General features: G+C 64.6%; 24 protein-coding genes and 2 pseudogenes. 11 read left to right on the forward strand and 15 right to left on the reverse strand.

Going from position 1 to position 24,130, the window contains the following annotated elements:
• Positions 1-26 precede the first annotated feature (26 nt).
• The 3 genes from mgtA to B1A87_RS23940 all read right to left on the reverse strand — a co-directional run bounded on the left by mgtA (position 27) and on the right by B1A87_RS23940 (position 3,124).
• On the reverse strand, positions 27-2,732 hold the full coding sequence (gene mgtA, locus B1A87_RS13015) for a magnesium-translocating P-type ATPase (RefSeq protein WP_185982319.1): 2,706 nt from the start codon (positions 2,730-2,732) through the stop codon (positions 27-29).
• A 114-nt stretch (positions 2,733-2,846) separates the two neighbouring features.
• Positions 2,847-3,002, reverse strand: coding sequence for a hypothetical protein (locus B1A87_RS23030; RefSeq protein ID WP_185982320.1), 156 nt, complete (start codon positions 3,000-3,002; stop codon positions 2,847-2,849).
• The gene (locus tag B1A87_RS23940) at positions 2,999-3,124 is read right to left on the reverse strand and encodes a hypothetical protein (protein WP_260680829.1); all 126 of its coding nucleotides are present in this window, start codon (positions 3,122-3,124) and stop codon (positions 2,999-3,001) included. The genes B1A87_RS23030 and B1A87_RS23940 overlap by 4 nt, the downstream gene beginning before the upstream one ends.
• Positions 3,125-3,368: 244 nt before the next feature.
• Here B1A87_RS23940 and B1A87_RS13020 point away from each other — a divergent pair, with 244 nt between their 5' ends.
• Positions 3,369-4,157 carry a GntR family transcriptional regulator gene (locus B1A87_RS13020; RefSeq protein WP_078027748.1) on the forward strand — a complete coding sequence of 263 codons (789 nt, stop codon included), beginning with the start codon at positions 3,369-3,371 and terminating at the stop codon, positions 4,155-4,157.
• Between the two features lie 16 nt (positions 4,158-4,173).
• Here B1A87_RS13020 and B1A87_RS13025 read toward each other — a convergent pair whose 3' ends face one another.
• From B1A87_RS13025 to B1A87_RS13035, 3 genes are all read right to left on the reverse strand, one after another.
• Entirely contained in the window at positions 4,174-5,445 is a 1,272-nt protein-coding gene (locus B1A87_RS13025; RefSeq protein ID WP_078027639.1) for a S8 family serine peptidase, read from the reverse strand.
• An 80-nt stretch (positions 5,446-5,525) separates the two neighbouring features.
• Positions 5,526-6,374 carry a triacylglycerol lipase gene (locus B1A87_RS13030; protein ID WP_078027640.1) on the reverse strand — a complete coding sequence of 283 codons (849 nt, stop codon included), beginning with the start codon at positions 6,372-6,374 and terminating at the stop codon, positions 5,526-5,528.
• A 296-nt stretch (positions 6,375-6,670) separates the two neighbouring features.
• Complete coding sequence (locus B1A87_RS13035) at positions 6,671-7,426, reverse strand: FadR/GntR family transcriptional regulator (RefSeq protein WP_078027641.1); 756 nt, start codon at positions 7,424-7,426, stop codon at positions 6,671-6,673.
• A 181-nt stretch (positions 7,427-7,607) separates the two neighbouring features.
• On the opposite strand from B1A87_RS13035, the gene eat reads away from it, so the two are divergent.
• From eat to B1A87_RS13060, 5 genes are all read left to right on the forward strand, one after another.
• Positions 7,608-9,047, forward strand: a complete 1,440-nt coding sequence (eat, locus tag B1A87_RS13040; protein WP_078027642.1) for an ethanolamine permease — start codon at positions 7,608-7,610, stop codon at positions 9,045-9,047.
• Positions 9,048-9,121: 74 nt separating this feature from the next.
• The gene (locus B1A87_RS13045; RefSeq protein WP_078027643.1) at positions 9,122-10,504 is read left to right on the forward strand and encodes a glutamine synthetase family protein; all 1,383 of its coding nucleotides are present in this window, start codon (positions 9,122-9,124) and stop codon (positions 10,502-10,504) included.
• On the forward strand, positions 10,485-11,249 hold the full coding sequence (locus B1A87_RS13050; RefSeq protein ID WP_260680830.1) for a gamma-glutamyl-gamma-aminobutyrate hydrolase family protein: 765 nt from the start codon (positions 10,485-10,487) through the stop codon (positions 11,247-11,249). Before B1A87_RS13045 ends, B1A87_RS13050 begins: the two co-directional genes overlap by 20 nt.
• Entirely contained in the window at positions 11,230-12,597 is a 1,368-nt protein-coding gene (locus tag B1A87_RS13055; protein WP_078027645.1) for an aldehyde dehydrogenase, read from the forward strand. Before B1A87_RS13050 ends, B1A87_RS13055 begins: the two co-directional genes overlap by 20 nt.
• A gap of 22 nt (positions 12,598-12,619) precedes the next feature.
• The gene (locus B1A87_RS13060; protein WP_078027646.1) at positions 12,620-13,399 is read left to right on the forward strand and encodes a 3-oxoacyl-ACP reductase; all 780 of its coding nucleotides are present in this window, start codon (positions 12,620-12,622) and stop codon (positions 13,397-13,399) included.
• 145 nt (positions 13,400-13,544) lie between these two features.
• Here the strand turns inward: B1A87_RS13060 and B1A87_RS13065 are convergent, their stop codons facing one another.
• The 8 genes from B1A87_RS13065 to B1A87_RS13105 all read right to left on the reverse strand — a co-directional run bounded on the left by B1A87_RS13065 (position 13,545) and on the right by B1A87_RS13105 (position 19,653).
• Complete coding sequence (locus tag B1A87_RS13065) at positions 13,545-14,060, reverse strand: nucleoside hydrolase (RefSeq protein WP_395940250.1); 516 nt, start codon at positions 14,058-14,060, stop codon at positions 13,545-13,547.
• 176 nt (positions 14,061-14,236) lie between these two features.
• Entirely contained in the window at positions 14,237-15,505 is a 1,269-nt protein-coding gene (locus tag B1A87_RS13075; protein ID WP_078027647.1) for an MFS transporter, read from the reverse strand.
• Positions 15,506-15,626: 121 nt separating this feature from the next.
• Positions 15,627-17,027 (reverse strand): rhodanese-like domain-containing protein, encoded by a 1,401-nt coding sequence (locus B1A87_RS13080; protein ID WP_078027648.1) that lies wholly within the window; start codon positions 17,025-17,027, stop codon positions 15,627-15,629.
• A gap of 111 nt (positions 17,028-17,138) precedes the next feature.
• Positions 17,139-17,501 (reverse strand): thioredoxin, encoded by a 363-nt coding sequence (trxA, locus tag B1A87_RS13085; RefSeq protein ID WP_078027649.1) that lies wholly within the window; start codon positions 17,499-17,501, stop codon positions 17,139-17,141.
• A gap of 50 nt (positions 17,502-17,551) precedes the next feature.
• On the reverse strand, positions 17,552-17,848 hold the full coding sequence (locus B1A87_RS13090; protein WP_078027650.1) for a rhodanese-like domain-containing protein: 297 nt from the start codon (positions 17,846-17,848) through the stop codon (positions 17,552-17,554).
• 65 nt (positions 17,849-17,913) lie between these two features.
• Entirely contained in the window at positions 17,914-18,255 is a 342-nt protein-coding gene (locus B1A87_RS13095; protein ID WP_078027651.1) for a rhodanese-like domain-containing protein, read from the reverse strand.
• A 22-nt stretch (positions 18,256-18,277) separates the two neighbouring features.
• Positions 18,278-19,036 carry a sulfite exporter TauE/SafE family protein gene (locus B1A87_RS13100; protein WP_078027652.1) on the reverse strand — a complete coding sequence of 253 codons (759 nt, stop codon included), beginning with the start codon at positions 19,034-19,036 and terminating at the stop codon, positions 18,278-18,280.
• Positions 19,033-19,653: a rhodanese-like domain-containing protein gene (locus B1A87_RS13105; RefSeq protein ID WP_078027653.1), complete on the reverse strand. Its 621-nt coding sequence runs from the start codon at positions 19,651-19,653 to the stop codon at positions 19,033-19,035. The genes B1A87_RS13100 and B1A87_RS13105 overlap by 4 nt, the downstream gene beginning before the upstream one ends.
• A gap of 123 nt (positions 19,654-19,776) precedes the next feature.
• On the opposite strand from B1A87_RS13105, the gene B1A87_RS13110 reads away from it, so the two are divergent.
• The 5 genes and pseudogenes from B1A87_RS13110 to B1A87_RS25040 form a co-directional block, all read left to right on the forward strand.
• The gene (locus B1A87_RS13110) at positions 19,777-20,034 is read left to right on the forward strand and encodes a metal-sensitive transcriptional regulator (RefSeq protein ID WP_062071535.1); all 258 of its coding nucleotides are present in this window, start codon (positions 19,777-19,779) and stop codon (positions 20,032-20,034) included.
• A 33-nt stretch (positions 20,035-20,067) separates the two neighbouring features.
• The gene (locus B1A87_RS13115) at positions 20,068-20,475 is read left to right on the forward strand and encodes a DUF302 domain-containing protein (protein ID WP_078027654.1); all 408 of its coding nucleotides are present in this window, start codon (positions 20,068-20,070) and stop codon (positions 20,473-20,475) included.
• A gap of 11 nt (positions 20,476-20,486) precedes the next feature.
• On the forward strand, positions 20,487-20,873 hold the full coding sequence (locus B1A87_RS13120; RefSeq protein ID WP_260680831.1) for a DsrE family protein: 387 nt from the start codon (positions 20,487-20,489) through the stop codon (positions 20,871-20,873).
• A 42-nt stretch (positions 20,874-20,915) separates the two neighbouring features.
• A pseudogene (locus tag B1A87_RS23945) lies at positions 20,916-21,131 on the forward strand (recombinase family protein); the annotation flags it as partial.
• Positions 21,132-21,587: 456 nt separating this feature from the next.
• Positions 21,588-21,981 (forward strand): annotated as a pseudogene (locus B1A87_RS25040) (transposase); the annotation flags it as partial.
• A 54-nt stretch (positions 21,982-22,035) separates the two neighbouring features.
• Here B1A87_RS25040 and B1A87_RS13135 read toward each other — a convergent pair.
• Positions 22,036-23,598, reverse strand: coding sequence for an amino acid permease (locus tag B1A87_RS13135; protein WP_078027655.1), 1,563 nt, complete (start codon positions 23,596-23,598; stop codon positions 22,036-22,038).
• Between the last annotated feature and the right edge of the window lie 532 nt (positions 23,599-24,130).

Consider the following 24,130-nt stretch of genomic DNA (forward strand, 5'->3'; position numbering starts at 1 on the left):
CCGGCCGGCCGGCCCGTACCTGTCTCTTATACACATCTAGATGTGTATAAGAGACACTGCCGCGCGGCGCCGCGCGTACCCGGACCGGCGCGCTGAAGCGGGAGGCGCGGCGGGCGATGTGGTGGCTGTCTCTTATACACATCTAGATGTGTATAAGAGACAGGGGGAACACTGGGGAGTCGCTGCCCGGCCCTGGAGAAGAACCACTGCTTGGCGACCTCCACCAGGACCAGGTACACCGCCGCCATGGCCAGCAGGGCCAGGAAGAACGGGACCGGGAGGGGATCGAACCCCAGCACGCCCGCCAGCGGCGAAAGCGGCAGGAAGATGCCCAGGGCAACCACGCCCACCGAAGCGACGATCAGGCTGGCGGAAGGCCGGCTGCGCAGGAACGGCACCCGCCGGGTTCGGATGGCGAAAATGATGAGGGTCTGCGTGGCGATGGATTCGATGAACCAGCCGGCCCGGAACTCCCCCGGGACTGCGTCAAATGCGAACAGCATCAGGGCGAACGTGGCGAAGTCGAAGAGCGAGCTGATGGGCCCGAAGAGGACCATGAACCGCCGGATGAAGGCAATGTCCCAGTGAGAAGGGGCCCGGAGCTGTTCCTTGTCCACGCGGTCGCCCGGAATGGCCAGCTGGCCGGTGTCGTAGAGCAGGTTGTTGAGCAGGATCTGGCCCGGCAACATGGGCAGGAAGCTCAGCACCACGGAGGCCGTGGCCGCACTGAACATGTTGCCGAAATTGCTGGACGTTCCCATCAGCACGTACTTGATGGTGTTCGCGAAGATCCGCCGGCCCTCCATCACACCTTCGGCCAGAACGCCCAAGTCCTTGTCCAGCAGGACGACGTCGGCCGCGTCCTTGGCAACATCAGTGGCGCTGTCCACAGAGACGCCGATGTCCGCTTTGTGCAGGGCCAGGGCATCGTTGACGCCGTCGCCCATGAAGCCGACGGACCCACCGCTTTGGCGCAGCAGGCTGATGATGCGTGCCTTCTGCTCCGGGGAAACGCGCGCGAAGATGGTTGCGGTCCGGGCGGAGGCCGCGAGCTCGTCGTCGGACAGCGCGTCAATGTCGGCACCGGTCAGGGTCCCACCGGAGCGCACGCTGAGGTCCGCGCAGACTCTCTCCGCGACTTTGGCGTTGTCGCCGGTGGCGATTTTCACCGAGATTCCCAGTGCGGCCAGCTGGTCCAGGGACGCCTTGGCCTTGGCTTTGGGCCGGTCCAGGAAGATGAGGAAGCCGGCCAGGGCGAGGTCGCGCTCGTCGGCCGGGGTGATGGTCGACTGCCCCGGGGCGGGGCGGGAGGCCACCGCGATTACCCGGGAGCCGGCGTCGAACTGTTCGTCCAGCATGGCCTGCACGGCAGGAAGGGTGGGCCCGCAGAGGGCCAGAATGTCCTCGGGGGCGCCCTTGGTGACCAGGCGTGCGGTGCCGCCGGCCTCCCGCACCAGTACGGTGGTGCGCCGTCGCTGGTGGTCGAAGCCCACCAGGTCCAGACGCTCGAAGCGCGCCGGATCAAAGCCGGATGCCCCGGGGCTGTCCCAAAGCGCCGCGTCCAGCGGGTTCTGACCTGCCGAGGAGGATCTGGCTTCGGCGTAGTCCGCTTCGGTGGCCAGCAGCCCCATGGTGAGCAGGCCGGCGTCGGACGTCTCCGGGGTGGCCGGAAGGGCCGCCGTGAAACTGACGCGCCCTTCTGTCAGGGTGCCGGTCTTGTCCGTGACCAGGATGTCCATGTCCCCCAGGTCCTCGATGCAGACCAGCCGTTTGACCAGGACCTTCCGCCTGGCCAGCTGGCGGGTGCCGGTGGCCAGGCTGGTGCTCACGACGGCGGGGAGCAGCTGCGGCGTGATGCCCACTGCGATGGCCAGGGAGAAGAGGAGCGATTCGATGAGCGGGCGCTGCAGCAGGAGGTTGGCGATGAAGATCAGGGTAGTCAGCCCGATGGCCACCTGCAGCAGCAGGAACGAGAACCGCCTGAGCCCGAGCTGGAATTCGGTCTGCGGCTGCCGTTCCCCCAGTCCCAGGGCGATGCGGCCGAATTCGGCGCGGCCACCGGTGGCCACCACCACACCGGCGCAACTGCCGGACTGGATGACGGTGCCCATGAAGACGCAGGAGGCGAGGTCACCCAGGGCGGCTCCGGCCGCCACGGGCGCCGGGTCCTTGGTGGCCGGCAGGGATTCCCCCGTCAGGATGCTTTCATCGCACAGGAGGTTCCTGGTGTTCAGGAGCCGGATGTCGGCGGGGATGATGGCGCCCAGGGACAGATGGACGACGTCGCCGGGCACGAGGGTGGTCACGTCCACGTCCTTGGTGGTTCCGCCGCGGAGCACCACGGCGCGGTGGGTGACGCGGGAGTGCAGGGCCTCAGAGGCTCGTTCGGCGCGGAACTCGTTGGTAAAGCCCAGCCCCACGCTGACCAGGAGGATCACGCCGATCACGATTGAGTTGGTGGCATCGCCCAGAAACAGGGACAGCCCGGCCGTGATGAGCAGCAGGATAAGGATGGGGCTGGCGAACTGCCGGCCCAGCACTGCCCAGCCGTTGGCGCGGTGGGTACGGACGGCGTTGGGTCCCAGCTCGGCAAGGCGCACCGCTGCTTCCTTGTCGGACAGGCCTGCCGGCCCGGAGGCCAGCTGCTCAACCACCTGCTCGGCCGCAAGGCTTGCGGCGTCGGTGATGGGCAGCTGGTGGAAACTCCGCTCGCGGACGTTGAGCTCTGCCATGCCGGTTCCGTTCGGACAACGTCGGGATCCGGATACCCGGTTCACGGCTAAGCGTACGACGCAGAGCTGAGTAAACCCTCCCGCCGCCGAAACCAAGCCCGCCGGTTGCCAGATTCAGTTGCCGTTGTAACGGGCAAGCGCTTCCATGTAGACGGCGGCGGTTTCATAGTCGCCCCTAGCGGTGTACTTGGCGATGATGTTCGCCAGGTCGCGTTTAATGACCCAATGCGCGTCGTACGGTTCACGAGAACGGGGAACGAAATCGTTCATGATGTCCCACCTGCTTGCGCCTCTTCACGCTCCAGCAGATAGAGCAGAAATGCCGCCTGCTTGTCGATTTCCCTCTGTTTGCGCGGGGAAATCCAGTCCAGCAATTCTTGATCGTCAGCCATGATGTCCACTCCTTCCGGCTATGAATTGATGGTGACCCCGTTCAGGCAAGATCGGCGAAAGTTTCACGAAAGATAGGCGAAGGTCTTGCCGGCGGCAGCTTTGGCCCGGCCGAACGTGACACCCGAACGTGCGCTTTTCCGCAGTGGACGCGTCGCCTACATAGATCCGCTGACCTTGTCCAACAAACGCGTCACACCCCGCGGTACGCTGGACTTCCCCGACCAAACGCAAGCGAGGCATAACGTGCTCGAGGACGCCGCCAGGTTCCTGTCCCAGCCGGTGCAGGCCCAGCCCGGCTCACCGCTCCGGGTTGCCGTGTACTCCCGGATCGCCGAGGCCATCCGCAACAACCTGCTGACGCCGGGCTCGATGCTGCCCACGGAAACCGAGCTCGGCACGGACATGAAGGTCAGCCGCACCGTGGTCCGCGAAGCGCTCATGCTGCTCGAGGAGGACGGCCTCATCCGGGCCCGCCGCGGCGTCGGCCGGTTCGTCTCCGACACCCTCCCCCGCATCGGCATCGAGCGGATCCGCCCCTTCGAGGAAGTCCTCGGCGGCCCAGGGCAGCACATCGAGATCAAACGCGTCCAAAGGGAGCGGCAGCCCGCCTCCGAGTTCGTCGCCCCCGGCATCGGTGTCGAACCCGGCGCCGACTGCTGGCTCTGGGAGTCCGTCCTGATCCGCGACGGCGAGGCCATCGCCCACCTGCAGGAGAACATCTCCGCCGGGCCGGTCAGCTTCGCCAGCGGTTCCGCTGCCGCCGCCACGTTGGAGCTCGACGACGACGGCGGCACCACGCTGCTCGCGGCGCTCTACAAACGCGGTGGCCGGGTTCTGGGACCGGGCGAATGCCAGATTGGCCTGAGCCAGGTAGGGCCCAGCCGGGCCAAGCTCCTGGACCTGCGCGCATCGGATCCGGTCCTCGTGCTGACGCAGTACGTCAGGCACGCGAACCGGCCCTTCTACCTGGCGAAGTGCCTCATCCCGGACCGCGTCGGGCACCTCTCCGTGATGCAGTCCCTCCAGTCCTAGACCCAAGGACCGGAAACTACCGGACGGCTCTGTCTGCGTTTACGCGGCCGTGGGCCCAGTAGGTACCAGTGCCGGAAATGGGGTCTGCGGTTGATTCGACGTTTGCGCGGACTGACGTGTTCGTTGCGCCGGGGTGGGAGCTCCAGGCAAGCGCGGCCGTGGCGGCGACGATCGGTGAGGACATCGAGGTCCCGTTGCCGACGTCGTAACCGAAAGAGCGGTTGTTCTGCGTCCCGAGGACGAACGTGTGGTTCGGGAAGGTTGAGTAGACGTTGACTCCGGGTGCTGCGATGTCCACCCAGCTGGCACCGTAGGTCGAGAACGATGCTTTGGCGTCGGTGTTGTCGGTAGCGGCGACGGCAATGACGTTGGGGTATGCGCCGGGGTAGATTTTGGTCTGGTTACTGCCGTTGCCTGCCGCGGCAACGAGCACCACACCATTACTCCAGGCGTTATTGACGGCAGTTTCGAGTGTGCGTGACGCCCGCACTCCGAGGCTCATATTGATAACCTTCGCACCGTTATTGACGGCCCAGTTGATCCCGTTTGCAAGGGTTGAGCTGGATCCAACACCGGTGTCGTTCAGCACCTTTCCAGCCAGAATCGTGCAGCCCGGGCATACACCGGCCACACCAACGGTATTGTGACTGGCCGCGACGATACCGGCCACGTGGGTGCCGTGGCCGTAATTGTCTTCATTGGTTGCCGAACTACTGAAATTGGCCCGTAGTACAACCTTCGGGTTGATGTCGGGGTTGTCGCTGGCAACACCCGAATCAAGAACGGCGACTTTGATGCCGCTACCTGTCGTGACGTTCCACGCTTCGACGGCGTCCACATCAGCGTCCACCGTGCCCCCTGCTACAGATAAGGTGCCGGCAGTGTTGGTAAATGACTGGCCATTGTTTTGCAGGGCGTACTGGCGGGGGAAATACTCGTCCGCTGTAGAGGCAGTAGCGAGCTCGTCCGGCTCGGCGTAGTCGACAGCCGGGTTCCGGCTTAGGGCGTCGATGAGTTGAAGCTCTTTGCCGGCCGGCACTTTGATGAGCTGAGCGCCGGTGCTGCCGATACTGGGGCCCGCACTGAGGCCATGCTGGCGCAGTACGCCGGCTGCCGCGCCTTTGTCGCGGAAGTTCACCATGATGTGCCCCGCAATGTGTGACGGCTGGGCCGCCGCATTGCTCGGGAGTGCGTTGCTTGGGGCTACGGCGTTGCTCGGGGCAGCGAACGTGATTGCGCCACAGCCTATGACTACCGCCGCGAAACTAGCTATAACGATTCTCTTCATGGGGAGTATCTTGCTTCAATCTGCACTGGCTAGATAGTGACTTCCGGAAAGTTACCCCCGCGGCCTGCCGTCATTTACTGTTAAAGGCACCTGGGCTGGTAGGCCGGATCAGCGGGACCGGACGCATTACCTAGCGCGTGGGCCACAATCTGGTGCACCACGGGGTCGTTCGGCGTCTGGTCGTGTTCGAAGACATCGGCCGGGCACTTGTCCTGGATGGTGATGTTGGTGACCTGCCGCGCGGGGCCGTTAAGGAACTGGCTGTTGTAGGGGACCACCACTTCGTCGTGGACCGTGGAGACGACGGTGTAGGAGGGCCCCGCAACAGTGTCCCCGATGGAGTTGAGCTTCTGCATGAAAGCCGACCCTGCCTGCTGGTCGGCGCAGGCGGCACAGCCCAGGCCGGTGTAGTTCGGATCCGGGACAACGCCCGGCGACGGGACGATCACACCTTCGGTGCCGTGGTTGGAGGGTGCGATACCAATGAGGTGATGAACATACTTGGCGCCGCCGAGAAAGCCCATGTAGTAGCGGGGCATCATGCCGCCTTGGCTGTGGCCCACGAGGTCCACCTTCTTGGCGCCAGTGGCGCTGCGGACCGCATCCACGAATGGCGCCAGTTCCTGCGCAGACTTGGCCACCGGGGCGGTGGCATACACTCCGTTCGTCTCGCCGTAGTTGAGGGCGAAGACGCAGTACCCGGCGCTCTTGAGGTGGGGCGACAGGGTGGACCAGTTCTTCTCCATGCTCTCGAAGGTGCCCGGCACCAGGATGACCGGATAGGGATGCGCGGCCGTTGGTTTGCAGGACCAGTCGTTGGCTCCCGGCGGGGAAATCTCAACGAGGCCTGCTTGGGCTGGAGCCGCAGCCAGGGACAAGGCAAGGGCGGCGGCAGCGGTAACGGACAGGGCTCTGGTGAGCAGCGACATGAAAACCTCTTTGTTCGTGTGTCTGGGGCCGGGGGCAGGAGCAAGACCTAGTTCAGCGTCTGAGCCAGTGCTTGCCCCGGGTACTCAAATGTAGGCAGCCCGGAGTCCGGTACGGCCATGATTTTGCACGGATGTGCGCGGAAATCGGCTGTCTGGCGAAGCCTGTCTGCCCTGACGTGACGCTCCGGCCTAACCCAAAGCTACTGGTCAGTAGCTTTTATCGCAGGACGGCGGCCAGGGAGAACCGCCAGACGCATCTGCACAAACGTGCAATGCGGGTATGGCACTCAAGCAGGTCACGGAACGTCGGATGTTGCTGCCGAGGAATTCTCCGGCGAGAGCAGGAATCCATGGAGCAGCGAGGCCGTGCCCTGCAGGTGATCCAGGGCAGCGCGGTAGGCGCCGTCCGCATCGCCGCGGAGTATGGCGTCGATGATTTCCTGATGCTGCCGGTTGGAATGCTCAAGGTTGGGCTCCAGGAACGGGATGCGGTCCAGAAGGTCACTTACCCGTGCACGCGCGTCTGCAACGGCGGCAACCAGGCTTGGCGATCCACTCACCTCTGCGATGGCCACGTGGAACCTCGCATCCTTCGGCCTGTACAGTTCCGCGGGTGCCCCTGCCACGTCAGCGAGGGTGTTCAGCAGATGGCGCCTCTGCCCGGGAGACAGCATGGCCTGCGCGGCCAGCGATGCTGCGGCCGGTTCCAGCACGGCGCGGTAGGTTAGAACGTCATTGACCTCCGCAGGGTCGAGGCCTGCAGCGCCCCTCAACTCCCCCAGCCTCCGCGCCGAGACGTAGGTTCCGCCGGACCTGCCGCGGCGGACTTCCACGTAGCCGGCCTTTTGGAGCTCCGCCAGGGCGTCGCGCAGCGTTGCCCTGGATACTCCCAGCAATTCCGAGAGCTCGCGCTCGGCAGGTAATTTGTCACCCACGCCGAAAAGCCCCAGCTTGATGTTCTGGAGCAGCCGTTCGATGGTTTCCTCGAAGGCGTTCCCATGCCGGACCGGCCGTATGAGCCTAGTGGGGACCCCAAGCAATGCCTCTTCCATAACCCCATCCTAGCGCGGTCTAATAACAGGCCTATGATTCACCCGGTTTTAGGCGTAAGCCTGGCCCATTTCGGTGAAATTCACCATCACCCTTGACTCCTTGCGGTGATGTGCACCACACTGGCAAAGGACTTTTGGACTAATTACAGACCATTAAGACCCTTGAAAGAAGGGAAATCCCATGTCATTACGTCCCTCGGAGCAGCCCGTCAACGACGACCAAGGCTACCTCCATCACCGTCAACTCAAACGTGGAGCGGCCGGATGGGTCCTGCTGGCAGGGCTCGGAGTCGCCTATGTGATCTCCGGAGACTTCGCCGGCTGGAACCTGGGCCTGGCCCAGGGCGGCTGGGGCGGCCTGCTCATCGCATTCATTCTGATGGGCATCATGTACACGTGCATGGTGTTCGGTCTGGCCGAACTGTCCTCCGCCCTGCCAACCACCGGCGCGGGCTACGGATTCGCACGCAGGGCGCTTGGCCCGCTGGGCGGCTTTGCCACCGGAATGGCCGTGCTGATCGAATACGCTGTTGCACCGGCCGCCATCGCCACCTTCATCGGCGGCTATGTCGAAGCCCTGGGGCTGTTCGGCCTCACCAACTCCTGGCCGGTCTACCTTGTAACCTTCGCTGTTTTCGTCGGAATCCATCTCCGGGGAGTTGGCGAGGCACTGAAACTCATCTTTGCGATCACCACGATAGCCGTCGTTGCTTTGGCGGCGGTGGTCGTCGGCCTGGTACCGCACTTCAACGCGGCAAACCTCTTCGATGTTGTGCCGGACGGTTCGCCGACGTCCAGCGCGTTCCTCCCCATGGGCATCGGCGGCGTGGTGGGTGCCCTCGTATACGGCATCTGGTTCTTCCTCGCCGTCGAAGGCGTTCCACTGGCAGCGGAAGAGACCGCCGACCCCAAAAAGGACATGCCCCGCGGCATCATCGTCGCTCTCCTGGTGCTGGTGATCTTCGGAGCCCTGATGCTCGTCCTGGTTCCCGGTGCGGCCGGATCAGGCGCGATGGGTACCTCAAGCAACCCCCTCCCGGAAGCGATCCGCCGGGCTTATGGTGGCAATACGATCCTCGCCGACTTTGTGAACTATGCAGGACTGGCAGGGCTAGTGGCCAGCTTCTTCTCCATCATCTATGCCTACTCCCGGCAACTGTTCGCACTGTCCCGCGCAGGGTACCTCCCCAAGTGGTTGTCATTGACGGGTAAGAGGCGTACGCCGTATTGGGCGCTCATCGTTCCCGGCACCCTCGGATTCGTCCTGGCTGCCGCCACGGGCAACGGCGCCCTGCTCATCAATATCGCGGTTTTCGGGGCCACCGTCTCGTACGTGCTATTGAACCTGTCGCACATAGTCCTGCGGGTAAAGGAACCAGACCTTCCCCGGGGATACCGGACCCCCGGGGGTGCCGTCACCACAAGCATCGCCCTGGCCCTGGCTGCCGTTGCCGTCGTTGCCACCTTCGTGGTCGATGTACTGGCTGCGTCCATCACCGCCGCTGTGTTCGCGGCTGCGCTGCTTTATTACTGGTTCTACAGCCGCCACAGGATTGTGGCCGGCGCACCCGAAGAGGAGTTTGCACAGCTCGCGGCAGCCGAAGCCGAACTCAGCAACTGATACACGCTCGCCGGCACTGTCCGGCGGAGAGCACGGATCACGTCCAACACCCCGATCGAAGTTATGGAAATCAAATGACCAATGAAATCGCAGTGAAAGACTCCCCGGCAAGGCTGACCGTCGAGGAGCTGAAGCAGAAGGTTGCCTCAGGTGAAATCGACACGGTGGTCGTAGCCATCACCGACTCGCTGGGCCGGTTGCAGGGCAAGCGCTGCGGCGCGAGGTCCTTCCTCGAGGACGTCCTCGGACATGGGGCCGAAGGCTGCAACTACCTCCTTTCCGTCGACGTGGAAATGAACACGGTCGATGGATACGCAATGTCGTCCTGGGCAAACGGCTACGGTGACATGGTCATGCGGCCCGACGTCAGCACGCTTCGGCTGGTGCCGTGGCTGGCGGGCACGGCGATGGTCCAGTGCGACATCCTCTGGCTTGATGGCCGCCCCGTCACCCAGTCGCCGCGGCAGATCCTTCGTGCCCAGATCGAACGCCTCGAGGCCCTCGGATACCGTGCCCACATCGGCACGGAACTTGAGTTCATCATGTTCGACGACAGCTACGAGCAGGCATGGGACAAGCAGTATGTGGGGCTGAAGCCGTCCACCCGCTACAACGTCGATTACTCCCTGCTTGCGACGGCCGGCCTCGAACCGGTCATCCGCGACATCCGCAACAGCATGGAAAGCGCCGGGCTCGTCGTCGAATCCTCAAAGGGTGAGTGCAACCACGGCCAGCAGGAAATCACCTTCAGGTACGCAGAAGCGCTCCAAGCCTGCGACAGCCACGCGTTCTACAAGAACGGTGCCAAGGAGATCGCGGGCAAGCACGGCAAAAGCATCACGTTCATGGCCAAGTACAACGAGCGGGAAGGCAGTTCCTGCCATATCCACTTCAGCCTGACGGACCTGGACGGCAATCCGGTGCTTGCAGGTGACGGTGAGCACGGCTTCAGCCCCCTGATGGAGCATTTCGTCGCGGGCCAGCTGGCAGCCATGAAGGAACTCTCGTACTTCCTGGCGCCAAACATCAACTCGTACAAGCGCTTCGTCGAGGGCAGCTTCGCACCGACCGCCATCGCGTGGGGCCTGGACAACCGCAGTTGTGCACTGCGCATCGTGGGGCGCGGCGCCGGCCTCCGCGTGGAAAACCGGGTGGGCGGCGGTGACGTCAACCCGTATCTGGCCGCGGCAGCACTGATTGCGGCAGCCATTCACGGCATCGAGAACGAGTTGCCCCTGGAGCCCGTCATGGCCGGGAACGCCTACGAGTCCACTGCCGACCGGATCCCGACGACGCTTCGTGACTCGCGCTCACTGCTGGTCACCAGCGAAATCGCCCGCAAGTCCTTCGGCGACGAAGTGGTGGACCACTATGTGCACGCGGCCGACGTCGAGCTCAAGGCATTCGACAGTGCAGTCACAGATTGGGAGCACAAGCGTGGCTTTGAACGTCTCTGATTCCTACCGGCCGAGAATCGGCCTCACCACCTACTACCAAGAGGCCGCCTGGGGAGTCTGGAAGGCCGATGCGGCCATCCTGCCCGGAACCTATGTACAGGCAGTGGTCGCTGCCGGCGGCACGCCGGTTCTGCTGCCGCCGGTAGGCACAGACTCCACAATCGTTGACCTCCTGGACGGGCTCATCATCGCGGGGGGAACCGACGTCGGCCCGGAGCAGTACGGCGCGGAGCCTCATGAACTGACCCGCTCCCAACCGGCGAGGGACACCCATGACATCGCCCTGACCAGGGCGGCGCTGGCCACAGGGCTTCCGCTGTTTTCCATCTGCCGCGGCGCCCAAATCCTCAACGTGGCCCTGGGAGGATCCCTGATCCAACACGTCCCTGACGTCAATCCGGGCGCAGCCCGGTACCAGCCGGCGCCCGGAGTGTTTGGCAACGTCGAGTTCACCACCGCGCCCGGCAGCATCAGCGAAAGCCTGCTCGGGCCACGGGCCAGCGCCCCCTGCTACCACCACCAGGCCATGGACCGGATCGCGGATGGACTGTCTGTGACGGCGGCGTCGCAGGACGGAACCGTACAGGCCCTCGAGACGACAGCCGGGGGATGGGTGCTGGGAGTGCAGTACCACCCCGAACAGAACCCGGACGACCTGCGGCTTTTCAGGGGATTTGTTGAAGCAGCCCGCAACTACCGCCAAGTACGAACGGAGAACCTAGTCGATGTCCACCAGCACGTTTGACGTCCTGAACCCGGCCACGGAAGAGATCATTGAAACGGTCCCGCTCGCCACACTGGAAGAAACGGACCGCGCCATCGAAAAGGCCGCCGTGACCTTTGAAACGTGGCGCAACGTCTCACCCGCCGACCGGGCACTGCTGCTGCGCCGCTTCGCCGCTGCAGTGGATGCCGACCTTGAGAACCTCGCCCAACTCGAAGTGATCAACGCCGGCCACACCATCGGAAACGCCCGGTGGGAGGCAGGAAACGTCCGGGATGTCCTCGCGTACTATTCCGGCGCACCCGAACGCCACACGGGCCAGCAGATACCTGTTGCCGGAGGCGTCAATGTCACCTTCAACGAACCCTTGGGTGTTGTGGGAGTTATCGTCCCGTGGAACTTCCCGATGCCCATTGCCGCGTGGGGATTTGCTCCGGCGCTTGCAGCGGGCAACACCGTCGTCCTCAAGCCTGCCGAGCTGACGCCGTTGACCGCCCTGCGCCTCGGGCAGCTGGCGCGGGAAGCCGGACTGCCCGACGGCGTGCTCCAGATCATTCCCGGCAAGGGATCCGTCGTCGGTGAGCGCTTCGTCGCACACCCGGCTGTGCGCAAGGTGGTTTTCACCGGTTCAACGGGCGTCGGCAAGCGGATCATGGCCGGCTGCGCTGAGCAGGTTAAGCCGGTGACGCTGGAGCTGGGCGGCAAGAGCGCGAACATCATCTTTGCTGACGCAGATCTGGAGGCGGCCGCAGCGGCAGCCCCTGGCGGGGCCTTTGATAATGCCGGCCAGGACTGCTGCTCCCGGTCCCGCATCCTGGTTCAGCACGATGTGTACGAACGGTTCCTCGAACTGCTTGAACCTGCCGTCAAAGCGCTGAAAGTCGGGGACCCCCGCGACGAGGACGTGTTCATGGGGCCGCTGATTTCCGCCGCGCAGCACCGCGCCGTGGCAGGCTTCGTGCCTGATGGCGCGCCCGTCGCATTCCGCGGATCGGCGCCCGAAGGCAAGGGGTTCTGGTTCCCGCCCACCGTCCTGACTCCGTCCCGCGAGGACCGGGTGATGCAAGAGGAGATCTTTGGCCCGGTCGTGGCAGTAGTCCCCTTCAAGGACGAAGCGGACGCGCTCCACCTGGCCAACGACACCATCTACGGATTGTCGGGCTCCATCTGGACCCGGGACATCGGACGCGCACTGCGGGTTGCCCGCGGACTGGAATCCGGAAACCTGTCCGTCAACTCGCATTCATCCGTCAGGTACTCCACGCCGTTTGGCGGATTCAAGCAGTCAGGCCTGGGCCGTGAGCTGGGACCTGACGCCCTCAACGCCTTCACCGAAACCAAGAACGTTTTCATCTCCACCACCGCCTGAACACAAGACGAGGAAAAGCAAAATGATTGAAGTCATCTCCAACCGACTCAAAGGCCGCAGCGCAGTCATCACCGGCGGCGCAAGCGGAATCGGACTAGCCACCGCACGTCGGTTCGCATCCGAGGGGGCGCACGTTGTGATCGCCGATCTCGATCCGACCGCCGGGCAGCGTGCCGCCGAAGAAATCGACGGCCTCTTCGTCAAAGTGGACGTCACCAGCGAGGAAGAGGTCAAGAACCTCTACGCCGTGACCAACGAAACCTACGGCAGCGTGGACATCTCGTTCAACAATGCCGGCATCTCTCCGGCGGACGACGCCTCCATCATCGACACGGGCATCGACGCCTGGCGGAGGGTGCAGGAAGTGAACCTCACGTCCGTGTTCTACTGCTGCAAGTACGCCCTGCCGTACATGCAGGCGCAGGGCAAAGGGTCCATCATCAACACGGCATCCTTTGTCGCGGTAATGGGCGCAGCCACGTCCCAGATCTCGTACAGCGCCTCCAAGGGCGGCGTCCTGTCGATGAGCCGTGAACTCGGGGTCCAGTTCGCCCGCGAGGGCATCCGGGTAAACGCCCTGTGCCCCGGCCCCGTCAACACGCCCCTGCTGAAAGAGCTTTTTGCCAAGGACCCCGAGAAGGCCGCCCGCCGGCTGGTCCATGTTCCCCTCGGCAGGTTCGCCGAACCTGAAGAGCTGGCCGCTGCCGTGGCCTTCCTTGCCAGCGATGATGCGTCATTCATCACCGCCTCCACCTTCCTCGTCGATGGCGGCATTGCCGGAGCCTACGTGACCCCCGAGTAGGCGGCGAGTTCACGCTGAGGGCCACGCTGGGCGTGGCCCTCAGCGCTTTAATGGCGCACCGGTGCCGCGGTCAGGCGACCGCCGCACCCACGGCAGCGGGCGCCGGGCTGCTCCGGGTAGTCCAGGTTCTGTCTCTTATACACATCTAGATGTGTATAAGAGACGGCTGGCCGCGGCCCGGCCCAAAAGTGGCGCCGACGGCGACACGCACCGCCGGGGCGACGGCGGCTTTGAAGCCGCCCACCGCGAGCGCCGCGGCGAGGGGGTCGTGCATGGCGGAGCAGGCCCGGCCGAAGATGCCCTCGCCCTCGTAGAACCGGAAGTAGTGGCCGAGCATCTCCCCCAGCGCCTGCGGAACCGGGTGGCCGGCGGCCAGCAGCTCCTGCCGGTGGCTTTCCTTCAGCACGTTGGACATGGTCACGTCCAGCGGCACCAGGGTGATGTTCCAGTCGCCGGCGAGGACATCCGCGGCGGCCTCGGGGTCGTTCCTTCGGGAGCGCCAGCCCGCGGATCCGGGTTCGGCCCGCCCGGTGTCTGTGTCGAGCCCGGCGCCGACTGCTGGCTCTGGGAATCGGCCCTGATCCGCGACGGCGGGGCCATCGGCCACCTGCAGGAGAACTTCTCCGCCGGGCCGGTCAGCTTCGGTAGGCGGCCTGACCATCCGCTTGGACACTTACCGCTGCCATTCTCAGACAATTTTGGAGGCTAGCCGCGGACGGGTCAGAAACGGTCGTCATTGACCTGGGGGGAAGAGCGAAGCCGGGTGCTATTCTCACCCGGCTTCCCTCCTTCTGGTCTTGTGGATTTGATCGCTTCATGGCGGTCTTCTTTGATCGCCTACGCGTGGTCGTTGTCGCGCATGCGGACGGCTACAACGACGCCGGATACTGCGGTGAGCGCGGCGATGGCGGCGATGGCGGTGGGAATGCCGTAGAGGTCGGCGAGGATGCCGGAGAGGAGCGCACCGACTGCAAAGCCGCCGTCGCGCCACAATCTATATACGCCCACGGATCGCGCCCGCCAGGCAGGGTGGGCTACGTCGCCGATGGCAGCCAGCAGGGTTGGGTAGACCATGGCCGTACCGAGTCCCAGGACGATGGCGGCTCCGAGCCATGGGCCGAAGCTGTGGGCTGAGGCGGTGATTCCCAAACCCGCGGCCTGGACGATCATGCCGGTTGTGATGAACCATTTTCGGCCCCACCGGTCGGACGCGGCGCCGGTAACCAGTTGGGCGGCGCCCCAGGCTGCGGGGTAGGCGGCGGCAAGGATGCCGATCTGGCCTAGGTTCAGCCCGGCGCTGGCGAACAGGACGGGGAAGAGGCCCCAGGCCAGGCCGTCGTTGAGGTTGTTGACGAGGCCGGCTTGGCTTGCTGCTGAGAGGGACCGGTCCTTGAAGCTGGTGAGGGTAAACACCTGGCCGGTCGTGAGTCCAGCATGGGCGTCGCTGTGGGCCTCTACGTGCTGGGTGGCCTCGGTCTGGGCGTGATGGTGGGTTTCCCTGACGGCAAGGACTGTCAGTCCAAGGCCCAGGGCGATGTAGGCGGCTCCGAGCAGGAAGGGGGCAGGGCGGAGGCCGTAGGTGGCGGCCAGGTAGCCGGTAACCAGTGCGGTCACGGCGACGCCCAGGTAGCCGGCCGCCTCGTTGAAGCCCATGGCCAGGCCGCGCCGCTTCGGGCCCACGAGATCCATTTTCATGATGACCGCGGTGGACCAGGTGAGGCCCTGACTGATGCCGAGCAGCACGTTGGCCGCCACGATCCAGGCCCAGGATGGGCCAAGGATGAGCATAAGCGGAACCGGTACAGCGGCCAGCCAGCCAGCGACGAGAACAGGTTTGCGGCCATACCTGTCGGAAAGCGTTCCGGCGAAGTAGTTCATCGCGGCCTTGGACAGGCCGAACGCCAAGATGTACGTCAGCGCGCCTGTGTACAGGTCGAGGTGGAATGTTTGTGAGGCGAGCAGGGGCAGGACGGTGCGTTCCTGGCCAAGGGTGCCGCCGACCAGTGCGTTGACGGTGACCAGCAGCATGAACTGGGCCAGGTTCTGCCGCAGGCCCAGCGCGAGCCCGGCTGAACCGGAGGCGTTGGGAAATGTTTTGCCCGGCATTGGTTGTTCCGTCCTGGTCCGTGACATGAAGGTGGCCCGGGTGCGTTGGGGGAACGCGCCCGGGCCGGGAGCCCGGGCAGGAGGGGGGTCCTGCCCGGGCGGTTTTGGGGTGGTTGGGCCTTTAGGCTGCGGGGACGCTGTTGTGCCAGGTGCTCCACGCGGCGTAGCTGCCGTCTAGTTCGACGACGTCGTACCCGGCCCGGCGCAGGGCACTGGCGGCCACGGAGTTCCGGACACCGGACTGGCAGTACGTCACGATGGTTCCCTCGCCCGGGAGCTTGTCCAGGTGCCACATCACGCGGCCCCCGCTGAGCTGGTACGAACCCGGGATGTTGCCGGCGATGTGCTCGCTGCGGTTGCGCACGTCCAGAACCATGGCCGCGTCGAAGCCCTTGAGTTCCTCGGGCTGGATCAGCTTGGGGGTGAAGGTGGGCAGCCCCTCGATGCTGGTGACGTAACCGGCGACGTTGTCGATGCCGACCCGGACCAGGTGGTCCCACATGTCCTGGGCAGCCTCCTGGTCCTTGGCCAGGAGGACCAGCGGGTTCTTGTCCGTCTCGGGGTTCACTACCCAGGCACCGTAGCTGGCCACGGACTTCCCGGCCGGAACGTTCAGCGAACGGACTACCGTGCCTTCGTGGACTTCGGAATTGGGGCGGGTGTCGATGAAGGTCAGGGTGTCCTCGGCCAGGCCTGCGGCGACCATGCCGGTCGCCAGTTCGGCCAGCGGGGTGCGTTCGCCCATGACGGCCGGGCCGACGCGGTTTTCGCGCTTCATCCGGCCGAAGTAGGCGTGCGCGTCAGGCTGTCCATCGAGGAGCTCGTCGATGAAACCCTGCTCGTCGTTGGCGGCCAAGTAAGGTCCCCACCAGGAGTAGAGCCGCTCGTAGCCCACAGTCGACGACGGGATAGCACCCAGTGCCTTGCCGCAGGCGCTGCCGGCGCCGTGAGCGGGGTGGACCTGGACATAATCGGGAAGGGTGAGGAACTTGTCCCGCAGGCTGGCGAAGAGCTGCTTGGCGCCTTCAAAGCGGGTGTCCACGCCGCCCGCTGCCTCGTCCAGCAGGTCGGGCCGGCCTAAGTCGCCGGAGAAGACAAAGTCACCGGAGAGCAGGTAGCCGGGCTGGTCGCTGAACGCGCCGTCAGTGACCAGGAAGGACAGGTGCTCCGGCGTGTGTCCGGGGGTGTGGACAGCCTGGATGCTGATGTTGCCGACGGTGATCTTGTCACCGTCGTAGAGGCGTTCGCCGTCGAATTCGTACTGCCACTCCGGTCCGCCCTCGCCGGAAACGTAGATCTTCGCGCCGGTCGCTGCGGCCAGTTCGCGGGTGCCGGAAAGGTAGTCGGCGTGGATGTGGGTCTCGGTGACGGCCACGACCTTCATGCCGTTCTTCTCGGCAAGCTCCTGGTAGACCGCGATGTCGCGGCGGCCGTCGACAACAACGGCGGTGCCGTTGGCCTGGCAGCCGATCAGGTAGCTGGCCTGGGCAAGGTCTTCATCGTAAATGCGCTCGATAAGCATCTGGTGCTCTCCTTCATGAAGGGGGTCTCTGATAACAAGTTTAGATACCCCGGGGGGTATAACGCAAGGGGACTGCCGCCAAGGTCATTTGGGCGCGGCGGCCGGGGCCGGTCAGGCGTGCTGGTGGCCGGCCTCGGCGCGGAGTTTGTCCGGGTCCAGGTTTTTCACGGCCTGGATGACTTCCTCCAGGCCCGTGGCGTTCAGGGCGCCGGGCTGGGAGAAGACCAGGGTCTTGTCCTTGAAGGCCATCAGGGTGGGGATGGACGTGATGTTCGCTGCGGCAGCGAGGGCCTGCTCGGCTTCGGTATCCACCTTGGCGAAGGTAATGTCCGGGTGGCGCTCTGCTGCGGCGCCGTAAGTGGGGGCGAACATGCGGCAGGGCCCGCACCAGGCTGCCCAGAAGTCGACAAAGACGATGTGGTTGTCCTCCAGGGTCTGGGCGAAGGATTGGCCGGTGATGTCGATGGTTGCCATGATCTGTCGTGTCCTTTCGGGCGGGTTGTGTGGTTGCCCTGCGGCGGGGGCTAGGTGGTGGGGAGTCCGGCGCGGGTCCAGGCGGTCATGCCGCCGGCCATGGTGTCCGCTTTGTAGCCGGCGCCGTTGAGGGCATCGGCGACGGCGGCGCTGCGGTTGCCGCTGCGGCATACGGCGATCACGGGGATGGCAGGGTCCAGCTCGCCCAGGCGCGCCTGCAGCTGGCCCATCGGGATGTGCAGGGCGCCGGGGATCATGCCCTCCGCGACTTCGAAGTCCTCTCGGACGTCGAGGATCCGGGCGGTGGAGCGGCGCTGTTCGGCTTCGGTGATGGTGATTTCAGCCATGATGGTTCTCCTTCGAAGTGGTTTTCGGCTGGTGGGGAGGTCCTTGTCCAGGTGTGGGTGCTTGCTCAGCGGACGGGTTCGCCGGCTTGGCGCCAGGCGGTCATGCCGCCGCGCACCGAGTAGGCGTCGTAACCCTTGGCGGCCAGGAACCGGGCTGCTGAGGCGGAGCGTACGCCGGAGGCGCAGACGGCGATCACCGGGCGGGTTCTCTGGATGCCGGCGGTGCTTGTCTGCAGCCGATCAAGTGGGACGTGCGTGGCCTGCGGCGCGCGGCCGGTCCGCCATTCCTGGGCTGACCTGACGTCGATGAGCGTGGCCCCGGAACCCAGGAGTTCCATGGCCTGCGCCACGGAGATGGTCTTGTAGGGCTTGCTGAAGGCCTTCTTGAGGGAATCGATCAGTCCCATGGTGTTCTCCTCTGTGGATGGGTCAGGCGGTAACGGCGCCGGCGGTGACCCATGCCGCGACGGCAAAGATGAGTACCGCGAAAGAGATGCGGATGTGTTTGTCCTTGAGGCGGCGGGCAAACCGGGCGGCAACCACCGATCCCACGATGGCCGGTACCGCGAACGCCAGCGTGGTGGCCCAGTCGATGGTGTAGCCGGCGGCGTGGGCGCTGAACCCCGCCGCGGAGTTGACGACGATGATTGCCAGCGAGGTCCCAACGGCCTGCTTCATGCGCAGCCCCAGCAAGATGGTCAGCGCGGGGGTGATGAGGAAGCCGCCGCCCACGCCGAGCAGTCCGGTGAGGAACCCGACGAGCAGGCCCACCCCCACGGCCTTCGGGGCGCAGGACCGGAAGGCCCTGCCCGGCCCGGTGCTGCAGGATCCCTCGGTTTCGCGGGTCTTCATGAGCATGCGGATGCCCGCGGCCACCATGATCACCGCAAATACCAGCATCAGGATGTTGGGATCCAGCAGCTTGCCTACGGCCGCACCAGCCCAGGCTGCAGGGATGCCGGCACCTCCCACCAGTGCTATCACCGGCCAGTTCAGGCCCTCGCGGATCCTGGGGATCAGGGCTGCCAGCGAGGATATGCCCACGACCAGCAGCGAGGTAGGAATGGCCTGGGCAGCGCTCATCCCGACGCCGTAGACCAGGGCTGGAACGGCGATGATGGACCCGCCGCCGCCCACTACGCCCAGGACGATGCCGACAACGAGCCCCAGACCCAGGGCCGGGATCATGCCGCGGCGTCCTCTGTGGCCGCCTGCAGAGGAAGCTGCAGGATGGCGCTTTCGCGGGTGAGTTCCTTGGCGGCCTTGTTCCACGGCATGGCAGAGAGGGCATTGCCCATGGCGCAGGTGTTGGTCGCCGCGGAGAACGTCAGCCCGGCGCCGATGGCGCCAGCCAACATCCGGACCTTTGGGGAAACGAACCTGCCCCCGGCCAGGCCCAGCATCACCAGGGAGCCTGCGGCCAGGCGGACCTGGCGCTCCAGGTCCCAGCGGCCCTTGCCCTTGACCACGTCGCCGCCGGCAGCAGCGAAGCCGGGAACGCCGCCGGTGAGCACGTAGGCGGTGTCGAGGCCCACGGTGGCCATGCGCTGCCGGGCCTGCTCGGCGCGCACGCCGGACTGGCAGACCAGGACCACGCGGGAGCCCAGCCGGGCGGCGAGCTCGTCGGTGTGCTCGGACAGCAGCGGCAGCGGCACGTTGTAGGAGCCGCGGATGTGCATGGATTCGAATTCGGCAGCGGAACGCACGTCGATGACCACGAGGTCCTGGTGTTCAGTGATCCAGGCCTGGAGGGTTTCGGGGGCGAGTGCCGTAACGGCGACGGTGGCTTTGGAGGGGGAAGTCATAAGTGGCCTCTCGGAAGGGGTCGGGTGGATACCCCACCGAGTATTACAGATACCCCCCGGGGTAGTCAAAACACCCGTGGGGGTATATGGTTGAGGGCAGCACCCCATCGATGGAGAACCCCTATGGAATTGAACCCAACCGAACTCACGCCCGTGATCAACCGCCTCAAGCGCGCCCAGGGCCAGCTCGCCGCTGTCACCCGGATGCTCGAGGAAGGGCGGGACTGCAAAGACGTAGTCACCCAGCTGGCGGCCGTGTCCAAAGCCCTTGACCGGGCCGGCTTCGCCATCATCGCTACGGGCCTTGAGCAGTGCATCGTCCAAAAGGACGCCACCATGGACAAGAAGGACCTGGAGAAGCTCTTCCTCTCCCTCGCCTGACCAGACCCCCGTTTCAGCCCCCAAAGGAGAACCATGACGTACACGCTCAGCACGACCATCGATCTTCCATGGGACGAAGCCGTGAAGCGCACCCGGGAGGCCTTGGCAGCCCAGGGATTCGGGATCCTCACCGAAATCGACGTCCGGTCCACGTTCGAAGCCAAACTGGGTGTCGAAGCCGCTGACGCGGTTGGTGACTACGTCATCCTCGGTGCCTGCAACCCCGCCCTGGCCAGCCGCGCCCTTGCCGCTGAACCCGAGATTGGAGCACTCCTGCCCTGTAACGTCGTCGTACGCCGCGGCCAGAATGCAGGAGTCACCACCATCGAAGCCATCGACCCACAGACCATGGTCCAGCTCAGCGCTGCTCCTGCCGTCAAGGAAATCGCCGACGACGCCGGTACCCGCCTCCGGAACACCCTCGCAGCACTAAACAGCTGACACGGACAACCATGACCGCCAACGAGGGCTCACCCATGTCATCACCAGGACCGAATGATCCGGGCCTGCTCCTCCATGCAGCCGGTCCGCTTGATGCGGAATCACTGGCCGGCGTGCTGCGCAGTTCAGCCAATGCCCGAGCGGCACTTAAGCACGGCCCGGCGATCGAAGTGGTCGTTCAAGGCGCAGGTGTCCGACTGCTCACCAGACACTCGCCGATCAAAGAGGCGATCACCAATATCCGGCAACTCGGCGTAGAAATTCTCGCGTGTGCAAACAGCCTGCGCTCAGCAGGACTGGAAACAGCTGACCTTGCCGTTCGCATCGGCACTGTTCCAGCAGCAGTGGCGCACCTGACGAAACGCCAGTGGCAAGGCTGGGCCTACGTCAGGCCCTGAGCACCATCCCACCCACCTGCGCCCGGAGACACCACATGCGCGCGCGTCAATGCCGGTATTGTCGCTGCTAGACAGAACGGGACGCGCTTTGGCAGGCCAGCCTCCGATCCGATTGTTATCGCAGACAAGCTGTCAGCGCCGGACCCAAGGGCGAAGGGGCGTACGGCCGAAGACGCGGCTCGCCTGGTGGGCTGGAGCCGGGCAACGTTGTACCGACATCAGCACGCTCTTGCCGCCCGAGAGAGTACCCGTACTTAGTGCTGGTGACATCCTCATCATGGGATTGAACGGGAAACCGGACCGGCCTTGGCTGACCACTGTTACGGACGATCATTCCAGGGCAATCTGCGGCTACATGGTCTTTACCGGTGCTCCCTCAGCCCTCAACACCGCACTCTCACTGCGGCAGGCCGTCTGGCGGAAGAGTGATCCCGCCTGGGCGATGTGCGGCATTCCCGACATCCTGCACGTGGACCACGGCTCTGACTCCACCAGCACCCACCTCGAACGCACGCGCTTCTTCGGCACCGTCAACACCGATTTTTTAGCCTCGCTCCCCGGCCACCTCGGCCCCGGGAGCCGCAAACCACAACCCTCCCTCGACCTTCCCCGGCTAGACCAAGCCATTGGCACATTCATTGCCACCTACAACGAAAGACCCCACCAGGAACTCGGGCATTCTCCTCGGGACGCCTGGGTCTCCGACGGCTGGCTTCCCCGGATGCCCAACAGCCTCGAACTGCTCGACGGCCTACTGCTCACCGTGCCCAAACACCGCACGGTGCAACGCGACGGCATCCACTTCCAAGGCCAGCGCTACCTCGCCCCGTTCGTCGGACACACCTTAACGATCCGCTATGACTCCCGCGACATCTCCGAAATCCGCCAGGTGATCTGTTCGACCAACGCGATCGAATCCCTCAACGCCCGCTACCGGCGCGCGGTGAGGGCACGGGGCCATTTCCCGAACGATGCCGCGGCGCTGAAATGCCTCTACCTCGTGACCCGGTCCCTTGACCCCACAGGGCAGGGCCGGGCACGAGGGGCCACGAGGTGGAAACCGGCTTTGAACGCGTTCGCGATCGCATTCGAGAGCAGAATCAACTAACCACAAGCCAGGCCAGACCCACCGTTTTCTGACAGACCCGCCCGCGCAGCATGGTTACTGGGTGCCGCCCCTCGGTTCGTCCTCGAGGTCCTTAGGTGCCGTGAGATCCATCTCGAGCAGCGGCACCACTTTGGACTTGGTGATGAAGCGGTGGGCCAGCCATAGAACGATGAAGACTGGCAACCCGATGTAGGAGGAAAGCACCTCCATGGTCCGTCCGGCAAGCACAGCCTCGTAGTTCTGTCCCGCGATGACCAGTATCAGCAGGGCGAACGCCAGCAGTGGGCCAATGGGGAACAGCGATGCTTTGTATGGCAGGTCGCTGACCTTGTTTCCCTGGGCCAGGAAGCCGCGCCTGAAACGGTAGTGGGAAACCGCGATTCCCGCCCAGACGATGAAGCCGCATAGGCCTGACATGTTCAGCAGCCAGGAGTAGGCTGCACCCTGACCGACGATCGCGGAGAGGAACCCGAAGAGTCCCACGGCCGCGGTCGCCATCAACGCCGGGATCGGCACACCACGCCCATTGGTTCGGCCGAAGATCTTCGGGGCCATGCCGTCATGGGCCATGGCGTAGAGCATCCGGGTGGAGGCATACAGTCCGGAGTTGCCCGCGGACAGGATGGCGGTCAGGATCACGGCGTTCATCAAGGCCGCCGCGAAGGCGATTCCGGCGCGCGAGAAGACCAGGGTAAACGGCGACGCCGCAATATCGGACTCGCCGGAGGCCAGCAGGCTCGGATCGCTGAACGGGATCAGGCAGCCGATGATAAAGATGGCACCAATGTAGAAAAGCATGATGCGCCAGAAGACAGCGCGGATAGCCTTCGGCACTTCGCGACGCGGGTTCTTGGCTTCGCCTGCGGCGACTCCCACGAGCTCGGTGCCCTGGAAGGAGAACCCGGCAACCATGAAGACCGAGATGATCGAGACCCAACCCCCGTGGAACACGTCATCGCGGTTTTCCCAGTTGCTCAGTCCCGGAGAGTTATCCCCGAGGATGCCGAAAATCATCAGCACGCCGGCGATCAGGAAGAGCACCACTGCGCTGACCTTGATCAGGGAGAGCCAGAACTCCGATTCACCAAAGGACTTCGCCGAGAGGGCATTGAGCCCGGTCAACACCAGCAGGAAGATCCCGGCCCACACCCACCCTGGGACCCCCGGGCACCAGAAGTCCATGATGATTCCGGCCGCGACCAGCTCGGCGGCCACTGTGATGGCCCAGTTGAACCAATAGTTCCAGCCGATCGCGAACCCAAAGGACGGGGAGACGAAACGGGTGGCAAAGGACTGGAAAGAACCGGCGACCGGAATCTTGGCCGCCATCTCGCCCAGTGACTGCATCAACAGGAATACCATCAGCCCGACCAGCGCGTAGGCGAGCAACGCACCGCCGGGACCCGCCTGGGAAATGGTGCTGCCCGAGGCCACGAACAGCCCGGTACCGATAGCACCGCCGATAGCGATCATCTGCAGGTGGCGGCTGCTTAGCCCGCGCTTGAGTTCGTTGCCGGTTTCGCCGGAAGCGCGATCTGCCCCTATCGCAATAGAGGACCCCTGTTGTGCTGTTTCATCGGGTTTGATGTCTACGGCAGTTCCGCTCATTGGTGTCATGCAACACCGCCAAGGGAGCTAAGAATCAGTCCTGAACCGGAGCAAAGAGCGGTTTCAGGGGTGGTGCCGGGAGCAATAGCCCGATCACTTATTTGCGTGTGGGAGCCAGGTCCCATGGTGCCTCCGAAAAGGTAGCTGCGGTGGATTAACGCCTTCCGGAGCCCCGGTCCGGGAAGGATGGTGATCAAGCTAACACACGTGAAGGGAGCGACCTTTGGCGTGGCGAATGTTGCACGCCCCACGGGTCAAGTCCTTACGCATGGGCATGGGTTACTCGATTTGAGCCTAAGGGTTGCTGATTTGCCCACGCTTGGCGAGTAAGCAGCTCTGATGATCTGCTATAGCGGCCGGCCGGCGTTCGGCGAATGACGCCAGGCGTGCCCGCGGGCCGATTAGTGCGGCCGTTTCTGGGATGCCCTAAAGACACCCCGACCTTAAGGCCCAGCGAAGGCATAGCAGCGAAGAGACAGCCACCAGCAAAAGCATTCCTAATGCATGAGCGAATAACCCTTCACGGATGCTTACGCACTGC

This window comes from Arthrobacter sp. KBS0703, from assembly GCF_002008315.2.
Taxonomy (GTDB): Bacteria; Actinomycetota; Actinomycetes; order Actinomycetales; family Micrococcaceae; genus Arthrobacter.

What these genes read in the sequence shown, in the direction of transcription:
- mgtA (WP_185982319.1), bottom strand. Translation starts at nt 2,732, where the DNA reads ATGGCAGAGCTCAACGTCCGCGAGCGGAGTTTCCACCAGCTGCCCATC.
- B1A87_RS23030 (WP_185982320.1), bottom strand. Translation starts at nt 3,002, where the DNA reads ATGAACGATTTCGTTCCCCGTTCTCGTGAACCGTACGACGCGCATTGG.
- B1A87_RS23940 (WP_260680829.1), bottom strand. Translation starts at nt 3,124, where the DNA reads ATGGCTGACGATCAAGAATTGCTGGACTGGATTTCCCCGCGCAAACAG.
- B1A87_RS13025 (WP_078027639.1), bottom strand. Translation starts at nt 5,445, where the DNA reads ATGAAGAGAATCGTTATAGCTAGTTTCGCGGCGGTAGTCATAGGCTGT.
- B1A87_RS13030 (WP_078027640.1), bottom strand. Translation starts at nt 6,374, where the DNA reads ATGTCGCTGCTCACCAGAGCCCTGTCCGTTACCGCTGCCGCCGCCCTT.
- B1A87_RS13035 (WP_078027641.1), bottom strand. Translation starts at nt 7,426, where the DNA reads ATGGAAGAGGCATTGCTTGGGGTCCCCACTAGGCTCATACGGCCGGTC.
- eat (WP_078027642.1), top strand. Translation starts at nt 7,608, where the DNA reads ATGTCATTACGTCCCTCGGAGCAGCCCGTCAACGACGACCAAGGCTAC.
- B1A87_RS13045 (WP_078027643.1), top strand. Translation starts at nt 9,122, where the DNA reads ATGACCAATGAAATCGCAGTGAAAGACTCCCCGGCAAGGCTGACCGTC.
- B1A87_RS13055 (WP_078027645.1), top strand. Translation starts at nt 11,230, where the DNA reads ATGTCCACCAGCACGTTTGACGTCCTGAACCCGGCCACGGAAGAGATC.
- B1A87_RS13060 (WP_078027646.1), top strand. Translation starts at nt 12,620, where the DNA reads ATGATTGAAGTCATCTCCAACCGACTCAAAGGCCGCAGCGCAGTCATC.
- B1A87_RS13065 (WP_395940250.1), bottom strand. Translation starts at nt 14,060, where the DNA reads ATGGTCAGGCCGCCTACCGAAGCTGACCGGCCCGGCGGAGAAGTTCTC.
- B1A87_RS13075 (WP_078027647.1), bottom strand. Translation starts at nt 15,505, where the DNA reads ATGCCGGGCAAAACATTTCCCAACGCCTCCGGTTCAGCCGGGCTCGCG.
- B1A87_RS13080 (WP_078027648.1), bottom strand. Translation starts at nt 17,027, where the DNA reads ATGCTTATCGAGCGCATTTACGATGAAGACCTTGCCCAGGCCAGCTAC.
- trxA (WP_078027649.1), bottom strand. Translation starts at nt 17,501, where the DNA reads ATGGCAACCATCGACATCACCGGCCAATCCTTCGCCCAGACCCTGGAG.
- B1A87_RS13090 (WP_078027650.1), bottom strand. Translation starts at nt 17,848, where the DNA reads ATGGCTGAAATCACCATCACCGAAGCCGAACAGCGCCGCTCCACCGCC.
- B1A87_RS13095 (WP_078027651.1), bottom strand. Translation starts at nt 18,255, where the DNA reads ATGGGACTGATCGATTCCCTCAAGAAGGCCTTCAGCAAGCCCTACAAG.
- B1A87_RS13100 (WP_078027652.1), bottom strand. Translation starts at nt 19,036, where the DNA reads ATGATCCCGGCCCTGGGTCTGGGGCTCGTTGTCGGCATCGTCCTGGGC.
- B1A87_RS13105 (WP_078027653.1), bottom strand. Translation starts at nt 19,653, where the DNA reads ATGACTTCCCCCTCCAAAGCCACCGTCGCCGTTACGGCACTCGCCCCC.
- B1A87_RS13110 (WP_062071535.1), top strand. Translation starts at nt 19,777, where the DNA reads ATGGAATTGAACCCAACCGAACTCACGCCCGTGATCAACCGCCTCAAG.
- B1A87_RS13115 (WP_078027654.1), top strand. Translation starts at nt 20,068, where the DNA reads ATGACGTACACGCTCAGCACGACCATCGATCTTCCATGGGACGAAGCC.
- B1A87_RS13120 (WP_260680831.1), top strand. Translation starts at nt 20,487, where the DNA reads ATGACCGCCAACGAGGGCTCACCCATGTCATCACCAGGACCGAATGAT.
- B1A87_RS13135 (WP_078027655.1), bottom strand. Translation starts at nt 23,598, where the DNA reads ATGACACCAATGAGCGGAACTGCCGTAGACATCAAACCCGATGAAACA.